Genomic DNA, 23,349 nt, shown 5'->3' on the forward strand with positions numbered 1-23,349 from the left:
TATAGTTTATGTATGCAGTTCACTTGCCCATGCGGGCGAGCTTCTGATCCGTCTTATATTGGCTCAGCGCATAAACAGACCAGATGCTCGCCGGGATCCAGCCAATAACGGTAATCTGCAAAAACAGGCAAACTAGGCCAGAAAACGGGCGACCAATGGTAAAAAACTGAAGCCACGGCAACAGTAGGGCAAGTATCAAACGCATTGTTATCTCCAATAATGTGCGGGGTTACTGCTTCAGTGCTCCATGATGAGGGTAGAAAGCCTGCAAAACAAGCATGGCAAGAGTTTTGCGTGTCAGGACGAGGGCTTGCCCTAGGTGCTGAAAGGTTTGTGTGCTAAAAAGACGCCCTACGCTTATCAGGCCATGAAACAGGCCGGGTTTTGCCCGGAAAATAGCTTGATACATACGATTGACCTCAGGCGTGCCCGCTGTTTTGGGCACGCGGCATGACAAGACGGATGGACCTTGACCGAGATTTCTGACCAGCCGGGATCGCCGGAACCTTCTGACCTTCTGCCTGTCACCATTGAGGAGGAAATGCGTTCCTCCTACCTCGCTTATGCGATGTCGGTGATTGTCAGTCGTGCCCTGCCTGATGTGCGAGACGGCTTGAAGCCAGTTCACCGGCGCATTCTCTACGCCATGCACGAAAGCGGTTTTACTCACGATAAACCTTACCGTAAATCGGCCCGTGCCGTCGGTGACGTGATGGGTAAATACCATCCGCACGGTGACGCCTCGATTTACGATGCCATGGTGCGTATGGCGCAGTCATGGTCCATGCGTGTTAAGCTGATAGACGGGCAGGGTAACTTCGGGTCTGTCGATGGCGATAGCCCGGCGGCCATGCGTTATACGGAAGCGCGTCTGGCTAAAGCCTCGACTTTTCTGCTGAACGATATTGACCGTGATACGGTTGATTTCCAGCCTAACTATGATGAAAGCGAGCACGAACCAACCGTTCTGCCTGCTGCCTTCCCTAATCTGCTGATCAACGGTGCAACCGGTATTGCGGTGGGTATGGCCACCAACATTCCGCCGCATAACCCGGCGGAAGTGATTGATGCCACGCTGGCTCTGATTGAAAAGCCGGATATGGAGCTGGATGATCTGCTGGAGTATATCTCCGGTCCGGACTTCCCAACCGGCGGCATCATTCTAGGCCGTTCAGGTATCCGCAGTGCCTTCGCAACGGGCCGCGGGGCCATTATTATCCGCGCTCGCGCCGAAGTTGAGGAAATCCGTAAGGATCGTAAGGCGATCATCATTACGGAAATCCCCTATCAGGTGAACAAGGCTACCCTGCAAGAGCGTATTGCCGAGCTGGTACGCAACAAGCAGATTGAAGGCATTTCTGACATCCGCGATGAGTCTGACCGGTCCGGTATGCGGGTGGTCATTGAAATCAAGCGGGATGCCACGCCGGAAGTCGTGCTCAACCATCTGTACCGTTACACCCAGCTTCAGACCTCTTTTGGTGTGAACATGCTGGCGCTTGATGGTGGCAAGCCGCGCTTGATGGGCCTTAAGGATGTTTTGGCAGCCTTTATTGCCTTCCGCGAAGAAGTGATCCTGCGTCGTGCCCGGTTCGAACTGAACAAGGCACGTGACCGTGGGCATATTCTGGTTGGCTTGGTTATTGCCGTTGCTAACATTGATGCTGTGATCGCGCTGATCCGTGCTGCTCCGGATGCTGCCACGGCCCGCGAATCCCTTATGAATGCAACATGGGACGCCGCTGAGGTTGAACCGCTGCTGGCCCTTATTCATGATGAAGGTAATCAGGTTATTGACGGCAAGGTCCGTCTGACGGAAGCACAGGCCCGTGGTATTCTGGAGTTGCGCCTGCAACGCCTGACTGGGCTTGAGCGCGATAAAATCCAGCAGGAACTTTCTGAAGTCGCCATTCGTATCAACGAATTGCTGGAGATTATTGGTAGCCACATCCGCCGTATGGAAGTGCTGCGGGATGAGCTTGCCTTGGCCCGTGCCGAAATTGCCACGCCACGCGCAACCGAAATTGCCGATTACGCTGGCGATCAGGACGACGAAAGCCTGATTGAGCCGGGCCAGATGGTTGTGACCATCACTCGTGATGGGTTTATCAAGCGTACCCCGCTGGATGTGTTCCGCGCCCAGAACCGGGGTGGCCGTGGCCGTACTGGCGCGGGCACGCGCGGTGACGATATTGTGGTGCGCTCGTTTAATGCGCACACGCATCAGTGGGTCATGTTCTTCTCATCCGGTGGCAAGGCTTACCGTGAGAAAGTGTGGCGTCTGCCAGAGGCCAGCCCCACGGCAAAAGGCCGTGCGCTGGTTAATCTGCTGCCAGATTTGGGAACGGACACCATTACGGCCGTCCTGCCCCTGCCGCATGACGAAGAGCTGTGGGAAGCCCTACACCTCATCTTTGCTACGGCGAGCGGCGGTGTACGCCGTAACCGCTTGAGTGACTTCCGCAACATCCGCTCCTCTGGCCTGATTGCCATGAAGCTGGATGACGGGGACAGCCTGATTGGTGTTGCAACCTGCCGTGAGGGGCAGGACGTCTTCTTGGCAACGCGTAATGCCCGCTGCATCCGCTTCCAGATTACGGATGAAACCGTACGTGTCTTCGCGGGCCGTGGGTCTTCCGGGGTGCGGGGTATTCGTCTGGCGGAAGGGGATCGGGTTATCAGCCTTGCTGTCCTGAACCATGTTGAAGCGACGGTAGAAGAGCGGTCAGCCTATCTGCGTATGGCCAATGCCAAACGCAGGGCCGAAAACGCTGCTGAGACTGCGGAAGATGATGCAGAGAGCGTGGTGATTGAGGCTGATGACGAAGAGGCTTCAAACTCGACCGACCTGCTCACTCCAGAGCGCTTTGATGAACTGGAAGCGGCGGAAGAAATTCTGCTCGTGGTCAGTAATGGCGGCTTTGGTCGCCGGTCTTCCGCTTACGATTATCGCGTGAGCGGTCGTGGCGGGCAGGGTATCACCAACATGACCTTCTCTGCCAACAAGCGGGGCACGGAGGTTGCCGCTACCCTTCAGGTTCTGGATGGTACGGATGTCATGCTGGTGACAGATGCTGGCCGTCTCATCCGTGTGCCGGTCAATCAGGTACGTGTCATGGCGCGGCAGGCATCGGGCGTTACCTTGTTCCGTCTGAATGACAATGAGAGCGTGACAAGCGTTTTCCCTGTCATGGATGATGAAAGCGAAGAGGACGATGGTGTGACAGCACCCGCAGCGGAAAGCACACCGGAAACGGGTGCATCTTCTGGTCCTGCTAAGCCAGACGATGCTGGAACAGACGCATGAGCACCAGCCCGCGTACGCAGCCTAAGCGTATAGGTTTCTACGCGGGCACGTTTGACCCTGTCACCACCGGGCATCTGGACGTTATAGAACGTGCCGCCCGGTTGGTGGACAGGCTTATTATTGGTGTTGCCAACAACCCCGCTAAAAACCCGCTTATGCCGTTGGCTGAGCGCGTAAATTGCGTCGAGCAGGCTTTGCCCCCAATTGTGGACCGCACGGGAAGCGAGATTGTAGTTGTCTCTTTCCATTCGCTTTTGGTGGATGCGGTCAAGAACAACGGGGCACACCTTATTTTCCGTGGCCTAAGGGTGCTGACGGATTTTGACTACGAAATCCAGATGTCAGGTGTAAACCGCAAGCTGGATGCTTCCATAGAAACGGTGTTCCTCATGGCATCTGAGCGGACACAGTTTATTTCTTCCCGTTTGGTGAAAGAAATTGCCAGCTATGGTGGTGATATTTCGGATTTTGTAACCCCATATACACAGGAACGCCTGTTGGCCCGTCTTAAAGGCAGGGCCGCAGGGTAGGGCAGAGAGAGTCTGCCCAGACGATGGTTTTAAGGAGAGATCTTTTATGTCTACCGAAACAGACAAAAACGACCTGATTTACATGGACGTGCCAGAAGGCCGCGTTGTTATTCGCCTGCGCCCTGATATTGCGCCGCTGGCTGCGGAACGACTCCGTACCCTGTCTGCGGAAGGCTTCTACGATAACGTGCCGTTCCACCGCGTTATTTCCGGCTTCATGGCGCAAGCTGGTGACCCAACCGGTACAGGGTCTGGTGGTAGCGAACTGCCAGATCTTAAGGCTGAATTTACGCGGGAAGCAAAATTCCTGCGTGGCACGGTAGGCATGGCCCGTACGTCAGACCCCAACAGTGCCAACAGCCAGTTCTTCATCATGTTTGAACCTTCACCCCATCTTGATGGTCAATACACCATCGTTGGGGATGTGATTGAAGGCATGGAACACATTGACAAAATCAAGCGTGGTGCTGGTGGGTCCGGTATGGTGCGTGAGCCAGACCGTATTGCGCGTATGCGCCCTGCCTCTGCAGAAAACGCCTGATTTTTCAGTCAGACGCAGTTTGGAAAAAACGCAGTGCTTCGGTGCTGCGTTTTTTTATGCCTCCTGCACAGCGTAGTGCGAGAAAGCTGGATATTTGTGGCTACCAACCGCAGAAAAGCATGTTTTTTTGCTTAAATGCATGAAAACATGTGAGATCGCTTGACATGAGGGGACTGATCCGTTTAGACAGCGTCCCAACAGAGTGATCACCCTGTTGAAAAACGGGGCGCTTCTCTTTGTGTCTTAAAATGGTGTGAGCCGGTAGCTCAGTTGGTAGAGCATTCGACTTTTAATCGAATGGTCGAGGGTTCGAGTCCCTCCCGGCTCACCATTTTAAACTCTCCCAAAATAAAATAGAAAAATTCTTCCACACGCTGAATCGCTTAAGATTCGACTCGTGCGATTGGCAGTTTTTCGCGGGTTTGCGAGTCTTTGTGTAAGAGAAAATCCCCAATCTGCTGGACCTTATTCACAAAATTATCCACAGGGCAGAGCGTTTTCCCACGGTGGTGTTTGGCCGTAACACTCTACAAGATAATCAATCATGGCCCTTACTTTCAGCGGAATAGTCTGGCCGGGCGCGTAAACAGCATGCAACGGGGGCGCCTCCACTAACGGGGCATCCAATGTCACTGTGCGTAACTGTCCGCTTTGCAGTTCTTTGCTGACAACAAAAACCGGCAGGTAAATGAGGCCTTGGCCCGCTATTGCGGCTTCCCGCAGCGCATCTCCATTATTGGCGCATAACGGCCCGCTTACTGGCACGCTCACTTGCCCTTTAGGGCCAAAATTCCAACGTGTCGGGCCTCCGGGTTCACCAAGCGTGTAACCCAGACAATGATGGGCGCTTAACTCTTCAATACGGGTGGGCGTGCCCATGCGTTCAAGGTACGCGGGAGAAGCACAGACAACGCAGCGTATGGTCGCCAGCTTGCGGGTGCGCAGAGTGCTAGGTGCCATGGTGCGTATGCGCAGTGTCAGGTCCCACCCTTCTTCAATCAGGTCTACGGCGCGGTCGTTCAGGCCGAGTTCGACTGTGACCAGCGGATGGCGGCGGCTGAACTCCGGCAAAAGGGGGGCAACGTAGCGAATGGCAAAAGACACAGGGGCATTCAGCCGCAACCGACCGCGTGGCTCACGCCGTTGCTCCGTAACGGTCTGCTCAATATCTTCCAGATCGGTTAAAATTTTCTGGCTACCGTCCAGAAAAAGCCGTCCGGCTTCGGTCAAAGAGAGTTTGCGGGTGCTGCGGTGGAATAGGGTAACGCCCATACGGTCTTCCAGCGCCGTAATGTGTTTTGTTACCATAGTCTGTGACAGGCCAAGCGCACGACCGGCAGCAGTAAAGCTGCCGGTGGCAACAACTTTTACAAACACCTGCATGCTTGTAATGCGGTCCAGCATGATGCGTGCCCTTTGCTTCGTCTGTCACGGGGAGAAAACCGCCCGTTTCACGCATCTATATGTCTCTTGTGTAGGGTCTTGGCAAAACCATAACAACGCTGGCCGTTAACTGCTTGAGGAGGAGCTGTTTATCGCCAGCCTGGGGGTCTGCCCTGATATTCCCGATAGTAGCCATGGTCATGGCGTGTATGGCGGTACCCATCACGATGCGGGTGGTGATATCGGCCCTCATAGCATCCTGCCAATAAAAGGGGCAGGAGCAGAAGAATAAGGCCGCAGGGAACGTGTTTCATGTGAAAATCCTTTCCGGACACTGAGGCTGGCCACCATAGTTGCGCCCAATACGTTCTATTTCATGGCACGGTGCAGTCTTTCGTCTTGGTTGTTGCGAAAGAGAGTGCGAAAAGAGGCCTGACTTGCGGCGGTGGAACAAGCATGACTGATAACGCGCTATGAAACGAAGTAAGGTCAGCCTTGGTTTGGCAGGCTGCCTGCTCATGCAGCTCACAAATACGGCACCGCATGCGCAGGGCGTAGATAGCCTGCACACTGTCCCCGTTGTGCCTGTGCAGGCGGAAGGCCTTCAGCCTTTGGGAGAAAGCACAGATCGCGCCTCCCTTTTTCTGCCGTTTGATGGGCAGACTGGCCTTGCTGCATTCTGGTCTGGCTCCAGCTTTGTCGTGGTGGCGGACCACGCCGTGCCTGCTATGGCGCGGGTTTCAGGCGGGACAGGCGTGTTCGCCGGCCTGCATGTCAGCGTGATGGACCATGCTACCCTCGTAGTGCTGAGCCTGCCTGCGCACCCCCAGCTTGCTCTGACCCAACATAATGGTGGGTGGGAGCTGGCGGCCTCTGCAGGCGGCACTAAAAAGTCTCTCGCGCCGGAGCCGGAGCAGGGTTATATCCGTTTCCCCATGGCGCAGCCGGGGCAGGTGGTGGCCATGCCAGACCCGGCATCTGGTGCGCGGTTGTTTGTGGCTACGTCCCGGCAGGCAACAGGTGGCATTGCGCAGCCCATGCAAGGTGTTGGGTATAGCGTAAAGCAGTCTACCGAAGGTGCGGTTGTCGTCGCTGATTCTGAACAGATCTTTGTGCATTCTACGCCTCGGGGTCCTGTCTTGCAGGCTTTGTCCCTGTACCCTGTGCCGATAGGTCAGCCATTTTACCCACGGCCGGACACGCCAGAACGCGGGAAGGATTGGCAGTGGTTGGAACTGGGCCATGCGTCTTCAGCGGCCTCACCCCCCTTGCCACACCCTTTGCCGGATGACCCGACCCGCCGTCTTGCTCTGGCACATGCAGCGTTTCTTGCTGGAAATGCACAGCAGGCAGAGCAACTTCTGGTACCTACGGCGTCCCATCCCTCTTCAGGCGCACAGGAGCAGGGCGCACAGTTTTTTCGCGCAGTTGTCGCCTTGGTGGCTGGCTCTAGCGGCTCTGCCAGCACGTTGGCGGATGTCTCTTGGTACGCATGGCCGGAATTGCATGTGTGGCAAGGGCTTTACGCCCTGAACACAGGGCAGGACAGCCAAATAACAAGCGTCCTGCTTGCGCAGGGAGCCCAACAACTGGCGCAGTACCCTGCCAGCGTAAGAGATAGGATTTTTCCCCAGCTTGCCACTTATCTGGCGCGCTATGGCACAGAATCGCAGCGAAATGCGTTGCCTGAGATGCCTGATGGGTCAGCGTATGATCTGCCACGGGCTTTGTTGCTGGCACGCAGCGGTAAAACTGAAACAGCAAGGATTGCTTTGGAGAACCTGACCGCGTCATCCAACCCGGTCACGGCCTCTTATGCGCAGGTTGCTTTGGTGCGTCTGCTTCGTGAAACAGACCAGATAGCGCCAGACATGGCAGTGGATGTGTATGGCAAGCTGTTAAGGCCAACAGGTCCAGACCAAGCGCTGTCAGTAGGGCCGCGGCAGGAGGCGCAACTTGGGCTGGCTTTGGCCTATAGCGAAAATGGGCAATCTCGTGCGGCTTTGGCGGGGCTGGATGGTCTTCAATCTGGGGCCGAGCTTCCCTCTGATCGTCTGGCAGAAGCCTATAGTCAGGTGCTGTATCGACTGGTTTTCGGCACACTACGCGGTGTAAGTGAGGCCCGAGGTACGGCGGCGCACAGTGCAGAGGGCCTTTCAGAGGAAGATGTCGCCCAGATGGTTGCGCAGGCTCTTCCAAAAGTAAGGGATGGGTCTGCAAAGGCGAAGTTACTGGCTGGGTACGGCCGCCTTTTGCTCTCTTTGGGCAAGGCCGGGGAGGCGCAGATACGTCTGGATCAGGCCAAGCAGATGCAACCAGATCCGCTCGCCCGTTCTGAGATACAAGATTTTCTGGCACAGGCTGCGTTACAGCAGGGGCATCTGGCAGACGCACAGGCGGCAACAGACCAAATTCTTTTGACTGCGCTCCAGCCGGACCTTGCAGCACGCAAAGCGTACAATGCCGCCCGTATTGCACAGGCACGGGGGGAAACAGCAAAAGCCCTCGCCTTGCTTGCGCATGATGAGACGGATGCGGGACTGGATTTACGCGGCAAGCTGTATGAATCTGACCGACAATGGACACAGGCCGTACAGGTGGTTGGACGACTTGCCAGCCGCAGCCTGCCGAATGAAGGACCTTTAACCGACTCGCAAAAGATACTGGTCCTGCGCCTTGCAAACGATGCCGCCGCAGCGCGTGATCAGGCCACGTTGCATACGCTCAAAGACTGGCTAGCTGGTCGTTCTTTGGGGCGGGAGAGAGATGAACTTTTGAAAATTCTGTTACAAACACCGGGCAAGCTTAAAGCATCACCTTGATATGGTTCAGTTTTTGGTAAAATGCCTTCGGGGTACGGTAAAAATTTAAATAAAAAAGGCTTGTCATAGACGCCAGAAGCACTTAGTGACGGGCGCTCTTGGCCCAAGGGGGCGATTTAGCCCAACAGGCTATCTACTGGTTTGGGGGTACGTCAATGAACGCACTTGCTCAACTGGGGATGGTCTCGGAACTCCCGAGCAATAACCAGGCATCTTCCGTTACGATCCCGTCTGACGATGATCGTAAAGACTACTTCGTCGAAAAAGACGGCGAAAAATTTGCAGGTACACACCTGCTGGTTGATTTGTGGGATGCCACGAATCTGGATGATCCGGAAAAAATAGACCGGACATTGTGCGAAGCAGCCGTTGCCGCAGGTGCAACCATTCTGCATAGCCATTTCCACCATTTTACGCCTAACGGTGGCGTTTCTGGTGTGGTTGTTCTGGCTGAGAGCCACATCTCCATCCACACATGGCCCGAGCGTAGCTTCGCCGCGGTGGATATCTTCATGTGCGGCGCATGTGATCCGCACCTTGCCATTCCCGTCATGCAGCGCCTGTTTCAGGCACAGGCTGTTGAGGTGGATGAGCAGCGCCGCGGGCGTGTTACCCGGTAAGGGAACATAGTCCGCTAAATTCTGGCGTCCCGACAGGGGCAGGGTGGGGTTGAGATCAATCCTGTCCTGACCCTGTTCGTGTATTTGGATGAAAGAGACACATGACACAGCACTGGATTGAAGAAACCCTTTACGATAGCTGGGGCCAACGCTTCCGTATCACCAAGGAACTGGCACGTACCAAAAGCCCGTTTCAGGATATTGTTGTTTTCGAGAGTGACTCCCACGGTCGTGTGCTCATGCTTGATGGCGTGGTGCAGATTACCGAGCGTGATGAGTTTGTGTATCAGGAAATGCTCACCCACGTGCCCTTGTTTACGCATGGTGCACCACGCTCAGTCCTGATTATCGGCGCAGGCGATGGTGGCGTTCTGCGTCGCGTGCTGGAACATCCGGGCGTTGAAAAAGCCGTCATGGTTGAAATTGATGGCGCGGTTATCGAGCTTTCCAAAAAACATCTGCCCGGTATTGCCGGTGATGCGTGGACCAACCCCCGTGCAGAAGTGATTGTAGGTGACGGGATCGACTATGTCGCTAAGGCGGCTGATGGATCGTTCGATGTCATTATTGTCGACAGCACAGACCCCATCGGTGTGGGTGAAGTTCTGTTTACAGACTCGTTCTATGAACATTGTGCCCGGATTCTCACCGCAGACGGCCTGATTGTAAACCAGTGTGGTGTACCATTTATGCAGGCGGATGAACTGCATGAAACCAGCGTACGCCGCGCCAAGTTTTTCCCACACGTGTCTGCCTATGTGGCCGCAGTCCCAACCTATGTTGGCGGCTTCATGACACTTGGTATTGCAGCCAAAGGCAAAAGCCCGGCTGGCCAGAGTGTAGAAGCTGTGCGCGCCCGTGCCCAGCAGGCCGGCATTCTGGGAAATACCCAGTACTGGACACCTGAAATCCATGTTGGGTCTTTCAACTTGCCACCTTACATTGCCAAACACCTGCCCAAATAAAGCAGGCTGACCAGCAGGCAGACAAACACGCTGCCTGCTGATTGACTTGGCAGCGTAATGATGTCAGGAAACTCAGTGTGTAGAGGGAGAGACTGGCCGTGCGCCAGCGCCGAAGGAGCAACCGCCCCGGAAACTCTCAGGCAAAAGGACCCTGCACACTGAACTTCTGGAGAGAGGTGCCACAAGCACCCGCCGACGGGATAGCGATCTCAGGCAAAAGAACAGATGGGGCAGACGGATACCATCACTTTTGGTCCGGGGCCCCTCGTTACGTTCTGTTGCTCGCAGCAGTTTTCAGAGTGTGCATGTGCCCCTGTCCTTTTACGCAAGGCCTGTGTGCATGAGCACTGACTCTCTACTCCACACTCCCCTTTATTCTTTCCATGAAGATGCTGGCGGTAAAATGGTGCCTTTTGCAGGCTATGCCATGCCGTTGCAGTATGCAGATGGTATTATGGCAGAGCATCGCCATGTGCGGGAACACGCAGGCCTGTTTGATGTCTCCCATATGGGGCAGGTACGTCTGCTGGCGCGTTCGGGCGGGGTGGAAGAAACAGCCCTGGCCCTTGAGCGCCTTGTGCCCGCTGACATTCTGTCCCTTAAAAACGGTCGCCAGCGTTATACCCAGTTTACCAATGCCCAAGGCGGTATTCTGGACGACCTGATGGTCGCGCGGCTGGATGATGCGCTGATACTGGTGGTTAATGCCGCCTGCAAAGCGCAGGATATTGAACTTCTGCAAAATGAACTGGGCGAATGTCTGGTCGAACCGCTGGAAGAACGTGCCCTGCTGGCCTTGCAGGGCCCGGAAGCAGAACTGGCTTTGGCCACGTTGGCGCCCGATGTCAAAGAAATGGCTTTTATGGATGTGCGTGAGCTGGATGTTGACGGCGCAAGCTGTGTCATTTCCCGCTCTGGCTACACCGGAGAGGATGGGTTTGAAATTTCCGTTCCCGCCATGGATGCCTCCCGCATTGCGCGGGCACTGCTGAAACATCCGTCTGTAAAACCCATTGGCCTTGGTGCACGTGACAGCCTGCGCCTTGAAGCCGGTTTATGCCTGTATGGGGCGGATATCGATGAAAATACGACGCCCGTAGAAGCCGCTCTGGAATGGTCTATCCAGAAAACGCGCCGCAAAGGCGGCAAGCGCGAGGGCGGATTTCCGGGAGCCGATGTTATTCTCGGCCAGCTTGAAAATGGTGTCACTCATCGCCGGGTTGGTCTGCTGCCAGAAGGTCGTGCCCCAATACGTCACGATGCGCCTCTCTATGCGGATGCCGCATTCGAGGATTCCATCGGTCGCGTCACGTCTGGCGCATTCGGACCCACGCTCGAAGCACCAGTGGCCATGGGCTATGTGGCGGTTTCACACGCAGCGCCAGATACCGCACTGTTTGCGGAACTGCGCGGCCGTGCTGTGCCAGCAAGGGTGAAGGCTCTGCCATTCGTGCCAGCCCGCTTCAAGCGGTAATCAGTTTTCGGTTTTGTTTTCAAATGCCTTTTTTTAAGGAGCGTTAAGGCATGTCTCTCTATTTTACTAAAGAACATGAATGGTTGCGCGTTGAAGGCGATGCCGCAGTTGTTGGCATTACCAAACATGCTGCCGAAGAACTGGGCGAGCTGGTATTTGTTGAAAGCCGTGATGCCGGAACGGAAGTCACTGCCGGTGAATCTGTCGCTGTTGTCGAATCCGTTAAAGCCGCATCCGACATTTACGCACCGGTTGATGGTGTTGTGTTGGAAGGCAATGCCGCTCTGGCAGAAGACCCAGCCCGTGTCAGCTCAGACCCGGAAGGCGAAGGCTGGATTCTCAAATTTCGCATTACGAATGCTGATCAGCTTGCCGGGCTGATGGACGCAGACGCTTACGCGGCCTTCGTCGGTTAAAACCCGCACTACCCTGTCTTGCAGTGCGCCTGCTCAGGCAGGTACTGCGGGCAGGGCTTCTCGTGTGTTGTGCTGCCAGATCCCCTGTTGCTCTGGCACCTCTTCAGGATTGCTCTGTATGTTTACGCTTGCTTCCGGTCCGGATCGTTCTCCTGCCTCTTCTGCTGATAGTCTCCCGGCTTTTTCTGGTTTGAAGACGGAGGCAGGTAGCTTTGTGCCTCGGCATATTGGCCCGTCACATCAGGACGTTGCGACCATGCTGGAGGTCGTGGGCGCGCCCACTCTGGACGCTCTGATGGAGCAAACCCTGCCTGCCGATATCCGTATAGCTCAGCCCATGGGCATTGGAGCAGGCTGGAGTGAAGGGGAGGTTCTGGCTCACCTGCGTAAACTGGCAGGCCAGAATCAGGTTATGACCTCGCTGATCGGGCAGGGCTACTACGGTACGGTTTTACCTGCTGTCATACAGCGTAATATTCTGGAAAATCCGGCTTGGTATACAGCGTACACCCCGTATCAGCCTGAAATCAGTCAGGGCCGTCTGGAAGCTCTGCTGAACTTCCAGACCATGATTACCGAACTGACCGGGCTGGATATTGCCAACGCATCCCTGCTGGATGAAGCCACTGCGGCGGCTGAAGCCATGGCAATGGCGCATCGTGTTGCAAAATCCAAGGCAACAGCATTTTTTGTGGATGCTGAAACACATCCCCAGACTTTGGCCGTGCTCAAAACCCGTGCTGAGCCTTTGGGTATTGCGCTGGTTGTTGGTGCGCCAGATGCAGACCTGAAGGCTGCCGAAGTGTTCGGGGCCTTATTCCAGTATCCCGGCACAACGGGCACCCTCAAAAATCCACGCGCGGCTATTGAGGCCCTGCATGCCGCCGGTGGCATTGCGGTTATGGCAGCAGACCCGCTGGCTCTTACCCTTCTGACCTCCCCCGGTGAGCTGGGGGCTGATATTGCTATTGGCTCTACCCAACGCTTTGGGATTCCCATGGGCTTTGGTGGCCCGCACGCGGCCTATATGGCGGTGCGTGATGCCTGGAAGCGTAATCTGCCGGGGCGTCTGGTTGGAGTATCGGTGGATAGTCAGGGGCGTCCGGCTTACCGTTTGGCTCTGCAAACCCGCGAACAGCATATCCGGCGTGAAAAAGCGACCTCCAACATCTGCACGGCGCAGGTGTTGCTGGCGGTTATTGCGGGCATGTATGCCGTCTATCATGGTCCGGAAGGCTTGAAAGCCATTGCTCGCCGCGTACATGGCCTGACCACCACGCTGGCAGCGGGGCTGCGGGCGCTGGGTGTCACAGTGGAGACAGAGCACTTCTTTGACACACTCACTGTGCAGGTTGGCGGTGGTGCGGCCGATATTCTGGCCCGCGCCCGGTCTGCCGGTATCAACCTGCGGGATGTTGGTCAGGGTCGTCTCGGGCTGAGCCTGGATGAAACAACGACACCGGACATTGTCTTGGCTGTCTGGTCTGTTTTCTGCACGGAGCAGGGGCGGGTAGAGGTCATGGCAAAGGCGCTTGCACCAGCGACACAGGCCATTCCGGCAGAACTGGTCCGTCAGTCAGCTTTCCTGACACAGTCCGTTTTCAGTTCCTGCCAGTCAGAGACTGACATGCTGCGTTATCTGCGCCGCTTGTCTGATAAAGATCTGGCGCTTGACCGGACCATGATCCCGCTTGGTTCCTGCACCATGAAGCTGAATGCCACGGTGGAAATGCTGCCCATCACGTGGCCCGGTTTCTGTGACATTCATCCCTTTGCCCCGGCGGAACAGACAGCAGGCTATCAAGCCCTGTTTGCAGATCTTGAAAAATGGTTGTGCGCCATTAGCGGGTATGATGCCGTGTCCTTCCAGCCGAACTCTGGTGCGCAAGGTGAGTATGCGGGCCTTCTGGCCATCAGCGCCTATCACCGCGCCCGTGGTCAGGCTAACCGGACCGTCTGCCTGATTCCCGCCTCCGCTCATGGCACCAACCCGGCCTCCGCCCAGATGGCAGGCATGAAGGTTGTTGTGGTGAAGTGCGATACAGACGGTAATATTGACCTGACCGACATGCGGGAAAAAGTGGCAGCGCATGCCGCCACTCTCTCCGCTGTCATGATTACCTATCCGTCCACCCACGGTGTTTTTGAAGAAAGCATGCGTGAAATCTGTGATCTGGTGCACGAGGCCGGAGGGCAGGTCTATGTTGACGGCGCAAACATGAACGCACAGGTTGGTCTGGCGCGCCCGGCTGATTACGGCGGCGATGTCAGCCATTTTAACCTGCATAAAACTTTCTGTATTCCGCATGGTGGCGGTGGCCCGGGTATGGGGCCTATTGGTGTGCGCGCACATTTGAAAGACTTTCTGCCCGGCAACCCGGCAGACGCCAGTACAACGCTGGCGGTAAGTGCTGCACCGTACGGCTCCGCCTCCATTCTCCCTATTTCATGGGCCTATATTCGCCTTATGGGGGATGAAGGGCTGAAGCGTGCCACAGAAGTTGCAATTCTTAATGCCAACTACATTGTCAGCCGTCTGGTGGATGCTTACCCGGTTCTGTACCGTGGGGGCAAAGGTCGTGTGGCCCATGAATGCATTATTGATCTGCGCCCCTTAAAAGACGCTTTTGGTGTGACTGTGGATGATATTGCCAAGCGTTTGGTAGATTACGGTTTTCATGCGCCAACCGTCAGTTTCCCGGTTGCGGGCACTTTCATGATTGAACCGACAGAGTCCGAAGGCAAAGCGGAACTGGACCGCTTTTGTGATGCTATGCTCGCAATTCGGGACGAAGTCCGGGCGATTGAGGCAGGCGTTCTAACAGCCGAACAGTCTCCTTTGCGTCACGCACCCCATACCGGCGCTATGGTGACGGTTGAGCCTTGGCCTCACCCTTATACCCGTCAGGATGCCTGTTTCCCGCCGGGTGTTAACCCGAGCCGTAAATACTGGCCAACTGTCAGCCGTATTGATAACGCGCACGGTGACCGAAACCTTGTCTGTTCCTGTCCCGATATTTCGGAATGGATGGAATAAATTAGCCTACGGGTCAGTTTTTCTGAAAAAGGGCGCTCCTGTGGGTGCCCTTTTTTTATGAGCAGAGCGCCCATCCGGGGGCCCCGTTTTCACAACAGAGAATGAGCGTGCGGTATGTTTTATCTTTTCCTTAAAGCCGCGTTTTCGGGAATTTTAATTGCTATCGCGTCAACCGTGGCAAAACGCTATCCGGGCGTGGGGGCTCTTGTCGCGTCTCTGCCGCTAGTGTCCGTATTGGGTATGATCTGGCTATGGGTTGAAAAACCAGACCCGCAAAACATGGCGGCTCATGCGGGAGCAACCTTCTGGTATGTTATTCCGTCACTTCCCATGTTTCTGCTTATCCCCGCACTTTTACGGCACGGTATAGGATTCTGGTACGCTCTGGTGGCAGGCTGTGTTCTGACCATCTGCCTTTATAGTTTGATGAGGTGGCTTGGCCCCCGTTTCGGGCTTCAGCTTTGACGGAACATGTGTCATCTCGTTACGGAGGCTGAGCGCAGGGAAATTCTGGTCATTTCAGGTGGAACCCCTAGCCTTAGGGCAAACCCAGGCCAAAGGCCTGTACCGTTGCTGACATAGAGCGTCATGCCGCCAAGTGTGTAAGCACCAGAGACAAACCCTTTGTTGCCACGTGCGACCAATCTATCCAACCCTTTGATCATACCGCCATGTGTGTGGCCGGAAAGCTGCAAGGCAACACCCTGTTGGGCTGCTGCTGATGCTTGGCGTGGTTGGTGATCCAGCAGGATAACTGGTGCGTCCGGCGGGGCATTTCGTAATGCTGCTGCAAGGTCAGGTCCGTCCTGATTATGCTGCTGGGCGGAAAGGTCCGTTACGCCTGCCACGGTAAGCTTATCGTCCCCGCGAGCTATAACGATATGTGTGTTTAATAAAAGCTGGAACCCGAGTGCTGAGAGGTGCTGCATCCACGCCGTATAATCAAAGAAATATTCATGGTTGCCCGGCACAGCAAACACACCGTCTGGCGCGTGCAGGGCATGGAGGGGGGCGCAGTCTTTCTGGCGCATGGCAACAGAGCCATCAATAAAATCACCTGTCACGACAATCATGTCAGCGCCTGCCATATTGGCGTGGTCCACAACAGCTTGTGCCCAAGTGCGCGGAAATAGCTTGCTAATATGGAGGTCGGTCAGTTGCAGCAGACGATATCCGTCAAAAGATGCAGGTAGTCCGGGAATTGTAACGGCTATGTCTTTTATCGGAGGGACACGAACGGCATTGATAACGCCAAGAGCAGAAAGCAGGGCGGCAAGTGCACCAGCCCCACTGCGGCAGGCGGTAGAGATGTGGGGCATGTGCCACACCACGACGGCCTGCACCAAGGCAGCAAGATCCAGCATCAGCTGAAAAACAGCCAGAAAACCAATGGCGGCAAAGGCCCAGTTAAACAGAATAACAATCGGTCTGGGGAATTCTGGTGAAAAGGGAGAGCCGGAAGAGAGACGGCTCCACGTATAAAAATGAGCTCCTGCACCGATAAGCACGGCACCACTCAGTTTAAGCCATAGGGGTAAAGGCAGCGGCCAGAGCCAGTTTGCAATAACAATCAGGCAAGGCACGGTAAACAGCAAGGGCACCGGCGTTTGTTCCTCAAACAGAAGGCTGCAAAGGAGTTTTTGAAGGAGGGTAACCCCTTCATTGAGCGGGATGTATCGGAAGTTTCGTGTGGATACAGGACTGCCTTATGGGCCTGCGGTTCAGAGCATGGCAACCCGGAGCAGCTTTCCCCGTTAAACCAACAGGGGATGGCAAAGAAAAACCCTCCAATGCCAAATGGCAGGGAGGGTTAGAAAACTGGATGGAAGGCAGATGGTGTGGGAGAAAACCTTAGTTTTCGTCACCGGAGAACGTGGGCTCAGCCTCGTTCAGGCCATCAATTGGCTGGGCGTTAGCAGGTGCCTGAGCAAGCTGCGTGGCAGCATGGCCAGCATTTGTCTTTTTGGACCAAGCCACCATAACATCGTTGGAGCGAGCAGGTGCGCTGCCGGGGCGGCGACCGTAAATAAAGCCGTAGGTCGGGTAGATGGAGCCAAAGCTGCCGGAGCGGTTGTTCAGCGCTACGCGGACTGCGGACCAGTCATTATTGGGGGACACGTCAATAACAGGCGTATTGTGGCTGATGCCGTTTTGCGCCCAGTGAGACTGGTCAATAATGATGGTACGGCTGTTCACAACGCTGCGCACAACAGCAACATGGCCGAGGGGCATACGGCGAATACCGCGGAAGTTCAGGACGCTACCGGTTTCAGGCGCAGAGCCACGTTCGTAAACGCCAGCTGCATTATGCCACCAGTCACGTGCGTTACCATGCAGGACAACGTCAGACGCCGTTTTGGCATAAGCAACACACTGAATAACATGGCCACCACCACCAAAACTATGCCCACGATGCCAGCGGCGCGCGGCAATCGGGTGGGCACGTCCACCTGCATAACGAATGTTAAGATGATGAGGGGCTGAGAAGGTGATTTTATGAATGCCGTGGTGCCCACCACTGGCTGCATGCCGGGCTTTTGCCGCGGCAGGCTGAACAAAGGCGGATAAGGACAGAAGCGACAGAGCGGCTATCTTGAATTTCAAGCTATTTGACCGTCCATCTCGCATCTTGGCGTACCTTCCTGTCCTGCATGGCATTCAGCTTTGGTGTGGTGATCAAGCTATTAAACATCTCTGCAAGTCAGGCAAGCGCTCAATGCGGGTCAAAAAGAGACTTTCGCCTATTTGCAAGGAAAAGTTCGTCCAGAAAGAAAATATAGGAAAAAATTCCTATCACTCGCCACGAAGTTGCCAGATTTCCGGCCACGGAAGGAGATGAAGCTCAGGCGTTGTAACAAACCATGCGCTTGGGATTCGCGCGCGCTGTGGCGGAGATGCCACGTTTTGCCTCTCCGCCACAGTAGGCCAGAAGTTATTTGGTCGTGATCAGCATGATCTCAACCAGCATGCGCGGATCTGCCATAACGGCCTGAACGCAGGCGCGGGCAGGGGCCATGTTTTCTGGCAGCCATTCGCTCCACACTTTGTTCAGGGCGGCGCGGTCATTAATATCCTTCAGCCAGATCTGGGCTTGGAGTATGCGGGTGTTATCTGTGCCATGCTGTTCCAGCAGGCTGTCAATCTGCGCCAGAATGTCACGGGTCTGGCCTTCTGCATCCAGATCGAGATTCTGCGCGACAACGCCCTGTGTGAAAATAAAGCCGTGATACTCCACGACAGAGGAGAGAATGGGATTAGGATTGGTGCGCAGAATTTTGCTCATCAGTTTCTCTTAACACTTGGTTTGGCGTTTACAGAGCCAGGCATGGTGCTGGCGCCAGAGTTAGTGTTGAGGCTGCGCAGGCCGCAGGTCAACTCCCGTCACACTCTATAAACGTGCGTAGGCGGCCAAACGTTCCGGCGTGTCAAAATCTACCAGTTCTTCCTGTGCAGCCGGAACAAGCCGAACGGCAGTGCCAAGGGCTTTAAGAAGGGAGCGGCCACCTTGGTCACCTTCTCTCTGTTTCAGGGCAGCAAACAGGCTGTTGTGCCAGATAACCGGATTGCCGGGGCGGCCTTGCCAATCGGGTGCCGCAGCGGGGGGAGGAGGCGCTTCGTTCTGCGTTGCAATCAGGGCATCAAGTAGGCGTGGTGATACTAAGGGCATATCTCCCAAACACACGAGCACGGCAGTGGCTCCAAGCCGCTCTGCCTGTTCCACCCCTGTGCGGAGTGAAGCTGAAAGCCCAAGGGCTGCCTGTTCCGCTGTACAAATGTGAAGTGAGGGGTGGTCCGGGAAGGCGTCTAGCACGCTTTGCTTAATAGCGGGGAGGTCGGGCGAAACAACCAGAACGACCTGCGTTGCCGTGCTGGCCATGACAGATGTCAGGGTACGGATGATCATTGCCTGACCGCTAGCATCTGTCGCAATCAGTTTATGTGCAGGGGCAGTCCGGCTGGAGCGCCCTGCGGCCAGTATGATGGCAACCGTTGAAGGGGCAGGCCCGGTTACCATCCGGGGTTCTTGGCAAGGGGAGCGTTGCGGCGCACAGCAACAATCTGAGCCAGAATCGAAAGCGCAATTTCCTCAGCGCCCAGCGCGCCGATAGCCAGACCAACAGGCCCATGAATCCGTTTTAATGCGTCTTCGCTAAAGCCACAGGACCGTAAGCGTTTCATGCGGCTGGCCTGTGTGGTGCGGGATCCCAGTGCGCCAATATAAAATGCAGGCCCCTGCAAAGCGGCTTCAAGGGTTGGGTCATCCAGCTTGGCATCGTGCGTCAGGGTAACAATGGCGGTCATACTGTCTACGCCTAGTGTTCCCAGCGCCTCATCTGGCCACTCGGTTATTAACGTGCTGTCTAACCGTAAACCGGGAAAGCGCTCTTCTGTTGCCAGCGCTGTACGGGGGTCAATGACAACCGGGGCGAGGCCTGCCATACGGGCCATCTGGGCAAGATGCTGCGCAATATGAACAGCCCCTACAATCAGCAGGCGTGGTGCCGGAGTAAGGGGCTGCAAAAACCACGTTAAGCCACTGGGGGCCTCCCAGTTCAGGCAGCGCCCTTCTGCCAAGTCAGTCGTGGCAAGGTCTGCGGGCATATGGGCTGGTAAGTCTCCATCTGCGATGGGCAGTGTTACAAGGGTATGGGCAGACCCATCCAATGCGCGTGCCAGTACGCAGCTCTGGCGTTTAGCCTGATACGCGCATGCCTGAACTAAAAGAGGCAGAGGCAGAGTGCCGGTGGGGCATGCCTCATTCTGGATGGCTTCAACCCATACGTCCAGTTTTCCCCCACAGGCTAATCCCACATCCCAGGCTTTGTCTGTGCTCACCCCGTAAGACAAAACAGTTGGCGCGGCACCTGCCATAATATCCTGCGCGGTGGTGATGACATCTGTCTCAACACATCCACCACTGACGGAGCCTTCAACATGTCCATTTTCGCTTATGGCCATGAAACTGCCCGCTGGCCGAGGAGAACTCCCCCACGTGCCAACAACAGTTGCAAGCACAACCTTTTGCCCCGCGTTGGCCCATAGCAGTGCGTGGTCCAGCACAGTCATGGGAGACAGAGGGGCTGGTGTAGGAACGGTATCCGGGGCGGAGGGCAGAGTCATGGGTTCAGCTTATATCAGGCTCCCGCATGCTCGCACATGCAGGGAACGAGGGGGCAGAACTGCTTGCAGCGGTGGTTCACTGCAACCACCGCTCTTGATAGGAGTTAAGGGTAACACCACGTTAGCTATTATAAACATTACGTTTTAAGGAGCAGTATTCATGTCAGAATCACGCGACGGCCAGATTGTCTATATTGTAGCTGATGGCGGCAAAGTTCGCTTCCTGCATGACTCTCAGGGCCAAATGCATGATGTAGTGGATTTTGACCAGCACGATCACGAAGGTACGCCCGGCAAAGTACCAAGCGGCTCCACCCCGGCTGATCAGGCTAAGGAAGCTTTTGCCCGTGTTGTGGCAGACCGTATTAATGCTGCCGTGCAGAAGAACAGCAAAATTGAAGGGCTTGTTCTGGCTGCGTCAGCACCCGTTTTGCATGAAATCCGCGAAAATCTGAGCAAGCCCGCTCAGGCCAAGCTGATCAAGAGCTTCCCGAAAGATCTGACCAACATTCCGGCACACGAGCTTCGTAGCCATTTCGATATCCCGGCAACAGGGTGGCAGCTTCCTTCCTAAAGAGGGAAGTGTTCCATAGCCTGAATAAATACGGCAAAAGTTCGCTTATAGAACTGCCAGAGGTTAAGCCTCTGGCAGTTTTTTTATGCGCACCCCAAGACGTGTGCTGTCGAAAGGATTACAGTCGCGTCACGCATTGTTTTTCATACCGTCTGAGTATTGAGTAAAAGAAGGAAAGCCGCCTTGCATTTGACGTATCCCGGTATGCAACTACGGGTTGTTCCTGTGACACCATTCCGCCAGAACTGCTCTGTTTTATGGAACCCGGATACCGCTAAGGCCCTGGTTGTTGATCCCGGAGGGGATGCAGAAATTCTGGCACAAGTCCTGCAGCAGATGGACCTGACGCTAGAGGCAATCCTCCTTACGCATGGGCATCTTGACCATGCTGGCGGAGTGGCACCGTTGTGCCGCCTTATGCAGGACGCGCAAGGGAAGGCGCCTGTAGTGATAGGGCCGGACAAAAGGGATGATTTCCTACTGTCCTCCATCGAATCGCAGGCACGGCATTTCGGGGTAGAGGGGCTGGAAAACGCGCGTGTTGACCAGCATACAACCGATGGCCAGACACTTGAGCTCTTGGGGCGCATCTTCAAAGTCCTGCATGTTCCCGGCCACACGCCCGGCCATGTTGTCTTTGTTGATGAAGCTGCCCGTATCGCCTTTGTGGGGGATACCCTGTTCCGAGGCACCATCGGCCGTACAGATTTTGCTTATGGGGATGGACAGCAGCTCATTCAGTCTATCAAAGAGAAGTTGCTTCCCCTTGGGGATGATATCGTTGTTATGCCAGGGCACGGCGGCTCAACCTCTTTGGGTGTTGAACGCATGAACAATCCGTTTCTTCGTGCGGGCTAAAAGGAGGTTTTACTCATGAAAAAAGGTCTTTACGGCCTGCTGGCAGTCGGGCTGCTGTCAGGTATTCTTTCGGCCAGTCCCGTACGCGCTCTGGCGGAAGATATGAGCGAGCCCACGCAGGCGCAGCCTACGTTGCCGCAGGAAAAACTGACCATTGTTTCAACCAGTGGTCACCATGCGTTTTCTGTAGAACTGGCAACCACACCACGTCAGCAGCAGGTGGGGGAAATGTTCCGCACACAGCTTCCGGCAGATAGTGGCATGTTGTTTCTGTGGGCCACGCCCCAGCAGAGCGATATGTGGATGGAAAATACCCTTGTACCGCTGGATATTGTTTTTATAGCGCCAGATCAGCGCATTCAGGCTATTGCAGAAAACGCAGTGCCACGCAGTCTGGCCCATATCAGCAGCCACGGTCCTGCTGCCGCAACGCTGGAACTGCCGGGAGGTACGGCCTCGCGTCTTGGTATTATGGTTGGGGATAAGGTTGAAAGCCCCTCACTGACTAAAAAATCCTGAGGACAAAAGAGCTCGCTTCTCAGTGGAGGAGCGGGCTCTTCGTCCCGGTATGCAGCTCTCATAAGCTGTAACGAGGCAGAAACGTGACCATTCTAGTAACCGGCGCCGCTGGATTTGTGGGGTACCACGTCAGTCAGGCGCTGCTGGAAAAAGGTATTCAGGTTATCGGAATGGATAACCTGAATACCTATTATTCTCCGGCCCTCAAGCAGGCCCGTTTGGCCCGGCTTCGCGCACATTCCGGTTTCACATTTTATGAGCAGGATATAGCGGCACCCGGCGCATTGGATGTTTTGCACCCCCATAAGCAGGCTATTACAGGTGTACTGCATTTGGCCGCACAGGCCGGTGTACGGTATTCCATGGCCAATCCAGCCGTATTTGCGCACTCAAATGTGCTGGGGCATGTCGCTATTTTAGAATTTGCCCGGACCCTGCCGCGCCTTGAGCATGTGGTTTATGCCTCTTCATCTTCTGTCTATGGGCGCAACACGAGCCTTCCTTTCCGTGAGACCGATGCGGTCGATCTCCCAGGCTCTTTCTACGCTGTGACCAAACGGACAGGGGAGCTGACATCCTCCACCTACAGTCACCTCTATGGGTTGCCGCAAACGGGGTTGCGCTTTTTTACGGTTTACGGCCCATGGGGGCGGCCAGATATGGCCTATTACAGCTTTGCTCGCGCCATTATGCGGGGTGATGACGTAACGCTTTATGAAGGCGATGCTCTGGCAAGAGACTTCACCTATATAGCTGACGTTGTCTCTGCCGTGCTGGCTGTGCTGGGTAAACCTCCAGAGCACGGTGCCTCCCGCGTCCTGAATATCGGTAATCACAGACCAGAATCAGTGCGTCATCTTGTGCACTTGCTTGAATGTGCTTTGGGGAAAGAGGCCAAACTCAAACTTTTGCCCCGGCCAGAAGCGGATGTTGAAATGACATGGGCCGATATAGACCAGATCAAGGCTCTGACAGGATGGTACCCCACGACGGTGCTGAAAGACGGGATAGACCACTTTGTCGAGTGGTTCCGGCAATATGAAGGGGCAGACTGTTAAGTCTGCCCTTTTTTTATGGCCGTTTCTTTAAAGCTCAACCCTACCAAAAGTTAACGTAATATTTTGGACTAATTTTGAATGATTTAGTGGGTTTAGGGGGTATTTTGGTGCGATTCAGTGAGGG

General features: G+C 55.3%; 23 protein-coding genes, 1 tRNA gene and 1 riboswitch. Of the genes, 15 read left to right on the forward strand and 9 right to left on the reverse strand.

Features of this window, described 5'->3' with window-relative positions:
• Positions 1–19: 19 nt before the first annotated feature.
• Together ACTIDN_RS07660 and ACTIDN_RS07665 are read right to left on the reverse strand one after the other, a co-directional pair.
• Positions 20–205 carry a YqaE/Pmp3 family membrane protein gene (locus ACTIDN_RS07660; protein WP_086651674.1) on the reverse strand — a complete coding sequence of 62 codons (186 nt, stop codon included), beginning with the start codon at positions 203–205 and terminating at the stop codon, positions 20–22.
• Positions 206–229: 24 nt separating this feature from the next.
• A complete protein-coding gene (locus ACTIDN_RS07665) occupies positions 230–457 on the reverse strand; it encodes a hypothetical protein (protein ID WP_441376586.1) in 228 nt (75 codons plus the stop codon).
• Between the two features lie 12 nt (positions 458–469).
• Between ACTIDN_RS07665 and gyrA the strand changes: the two genes are divergently transcribed.
• The 4 genes from gyrA to ACTIDN_RS07685 all read left to right on the forward strand — a co-directional run bounded on the left by gyrA (position 470) and on the right by ACTIDN_RS07685 (position 4,709).
• Positions 470–3,307 carry a DNA gyrase subunit A gene (gene gyrA, locus ACTIDN_RS07670; protein WP_441376587.1) on the forward strand — a complete coding sequence of 946 codons (2,838 nt, stop codon included), beginning with the start codon at positions 470–472 and terminating at the stop codon, positions 3,305–3,307.
• A complete protein-coding gene (gene coaD, locus ACTIDN_RS07675; protein ID WP_415509233.1) occupies positions 3,304–3,837 on the forward strand; it encodes a pantetheine-phosphate adenylyltransferase in 534 nt (177 codons plus the stop codon). The genes gyrA and coaD overlap by 4 nt, the downstream gene beginning before the upstream one ends.
• Before the next feature lie 46 nt (positions 3,838–3,883).
• On the forward strand, positions 3,884–4,378 hold the full coding sequence (locus ACTIDN_RS07680) for a peptidylprolyl isomerase (RefSeq protein ID WP_415509232.1): 495 nt from the start codon (positions 3,884–3,886) through the stop codon (positions 4,376–4,378).
• 255 nt (positions 4,379–4,633) lie between these two features.
• Positions 4,634–4,709, forward strand: a tRNA-Lys gene (locus ACTIDN_RS07685).
• 146 nt (positions 4,710–4,855) lie between these two features.
• On the opposite strand, the gene ACTIDN_RS07690 is transcribed toward ACTIDN_RS07685, so the two are convergent.
• Positions 4,856–5,782, reverse strand: coding sequence for a LysR family transcriptional regulator (locus tag ACTIDN_RS07690; protein ID WP_415508986.1), 927 nt, complete (start codon positions 5,780–5,782; stop codon positions 4,856–4,858).
• A gap of 128 nt (positions 5,783–5,910) precedes the next feature.
• Complete coding sequence (locus ACTIDN_RS07695; protein ID WP_441376588.1) at positions 5,911–6,075, reverse strand: hypothetical protein; 165 nt, start codon at positions 6,073–6,075, stop codon at positions 5,911–5,913.
• 159 nt (positions 6,076–6,234) lie between these two features.
• Here ACTIDN_RS07695 and ACTIDN_RS07700 point away from each other — a divergent pair, with 159 nt between their 5' ends.
• The 7 genes from ACTIDN_RS07700 (at position 6,235) to ACTIDN_RS07730 (ending at position 15,560) form a co-directional block, all read left to right on the forward strand.
• On the forward strand, positions 6,235–8,583 hold the full coding sequence (locus ACTIDN_RS07700; protein ID WP_441376589.1) for a tetratricopeptide repeat protein: 2,349 nt from the start codon (positions 6,235–6,237) through the stop codon (positions 8,581–8,583).
• Between the two features lie 155 nt (positions 8,584–8,738).
• Positions 8,739–9,203: an adenosylmethionine decarboxylase gene (speD, locus tag ACTIDN_RS07705; protein ID WP_415508989.1), complete on the forward strand. Its 465-nt coding sequence runs from the start codon at positions 8,739–8,741 to the stop codon at positions 9,201–9,203.
• A gap of 101 nt (positions 9,204–9,304) precedes the next feature.
• Entirely contained in the window at positions 9,305–10,168 is an 864-nt protein-coding gene (speE, locus tag ACTIDN_RS07710) for a polyamine aminopropyltransferase (protein ID WP_415508990.1), read from the forward strand.
• Between the two features lie 73 nt (positions 10,169–10,241).
• Positions 10,242–10,329, forward strand: a riboswitch (glycine riboswitch).
• Positions 10,330–10,508: 179 nt separating this feature from the next.
• Positions 10,509–11,642: a glycine cleavage system aminomethyltransferase GcvT gene (gene gcvT, locus ACTIDN_RS07715; RefSeq protein ID WP_441376590.1), complete on the forward strand. Its 1,134-nt coding sequence runs from the start codon at positions 10,509–10,511 to the stop codon at positions 11,640–11,642.
• A 50-nt stretch (positions 11,643–11,692) separates the two neighbouring features.
• The gene (gene gcvH, locus ACTIDN_RS07720; protein ID WP_048837518.1) at positions 11,693–12,058 is read left to right on the forward strand and encodes a glycine cleavage system protein GcvH; all 366 of its coding nucleotides are present in this window, start codon (positions 11,693–11,695) and stop codon (positions 12,056–12,058) included.
• A gap of 118 nt (positions 12,059–12,176) precedes the next feature.
• Positions 12,177–15,095, forward strand: a complete 2,919-nt coding sequence (gene gcvP, locus ACTIDN_RS07725) for an aminomethyl-transferring glycine dehydrogenase (RefSeq protein WP_441376591.1) — start codon at positions 12,177–12,179, stop codon at positions 15,093–15,095.
• 114 nt (positions 15,096–15,209) lie between these two features.
• Positions 15,210–15,560, forward strand: coding sequence for a DUF3147 family protein (locus ACTIDN_RS07730; RefSeq protein ID WP_441376592.1), 351 nt, complete (start codon positions 15,210–15,212; stop codon positions 15,558–15,560).
• A gap of 11 nt (positions 15,561–15,571) precedes the next feature.
• Here the strand turns inward: ACTIDN_RS07730 and ACTIDN_RS07735 are convergent, their stop codons facing one another.
• From ACTIDN_RS07735 to ACTIDN_RS07755, 5 genes are all read right to left on the reverse strand, one after another.
• Complete coding sequence (locus tag ACTIDN_RS07735) at positions 15,572–16,696, reverse strand: metallophosphoesterase (RefSeq protein WP_441376593.1); 1,125 nt, start codon at positions 16,694–16,696, stop codon at positions 15,572–15,574.
• Positions 16,697–16,946: 250 nt separating this feature from the next.
• Entirely contained in the window at positions 16,947–17,723 is a 777-nt protein-coding gene (locus ACTIDN_RS07740) for a CHAP domain-containing protein (RefSeq protein WP_415508995.1), read from the reverse strand.
• 304 nt (positions 17,724–18,027) lie between these two features.
• Positions 18,028–18,378 (reverse strand): RidA family protein, encoded by a 351-nt coding sequence (locus ACTIDN_RS07745; RefSeq protein ID WP_415508996.1) that lies wholly within the window; start codon positions 18,376–18,378, stop codon positions 18,028–18,030.
• Positions 18,379–18,483: 105 nt separating this feature from the next.
• Positions 18,484–19,110, reverse strand: coding sequence for a nucleotidyltransferase family protein (locus tag ACTIDN_RS07750; RefSeq protein WP_441376594.1), 627 nt, complete (start codon positions 19,108–19,110; stop codon positions 18,484–18,486).
• Positions 19,104–20,162 (reverse strand): XdhC family protein, encoded by a 1,059-nt coding sequence (locus ACTIDN_RS07755; protein WP_441376597.1) that lies wholly within the window; start codon positions 20,160–20,162, stop codon positions 19,104–19,106. Before ACTIDN_RS07755 ends, ACTIDN_RS07750 begins: the two co-directional genes overlap by 7 nt.
• Positions 20,163–20,376: 214 nt before the next feature.
• Here ACTIDN_RS07755 and ACTIDN_RS07760 point away from each other — a divergent pair, with 214 nt between their 5' ends.
• The 4 genes from ACTIDN_RS07760 to ACTIDN_RS07775 all read left to right on the forward strand — a co-directional run bounded on the left by ACTIDN_RS07760 (position 20,377) and on the right by ACTIDN_RS07775 (position 23,225).
• Positions 20,377–20,790, forward strand: a complete 414-nt coding sequence (locus ACTIDN_RS07760) for a host attachment protein (RefSeq protein ID WP_048837513.1) — start codon at positions 20,377–20,379, stop codon at positions 20,788–20,790.
• Positions 20,791–20,994: 204 nt separating this feature from the next.
• Positions 20,995–21,648 (forward strand): MBL fold metallo-hydrolase, encoded by a 654-nt coding sequence (locus ACTIDN_RS07765; RefSeq protein WP_441376598.1) that lies wholly within the window; start codon positions 20,995–20,997, stop codon positions 21,646–21,648.
• A gap of 15 nt (positions 21,649–21,663) precedes the next feature.
• The gene (locus ACTIDN_RS07770) at positions 21,664–22,167 is read left to right on the forward strand and encodes a DUF192 domain-containing protein (protein WP_415508998.1); all 504 of its coding nucleotides are present in this window, start codon (positions 21,664–21,666) and stop codon (positions 22,165–22,167) included.
• Between the two features lie 83 nt (positions 22,168–22,250).
• Positions 22,251–23,225 (forward strand): NAD-dependent epimerase/dehydratase family protein, encoded by a 975-nt coding sequence (locus ACTIDN_RS07775; RefSeq protein WP_441376595.1) that lies wholly within the window; start codon positions 22,251–22,253, stop codon positions 23,223–23,225.
• Positions 23,226–23,349: the final 124 nt, after the last annotated feature.

It is taken from the genome of Acetobacter sp. (genome assembly GCF_052102375.1).
Classification (GTDB): Bacteria; Pseudomonadota; Alphaproteobacteria; order Acetobacterales; family Acetobacteraceae; genus Acetobacter.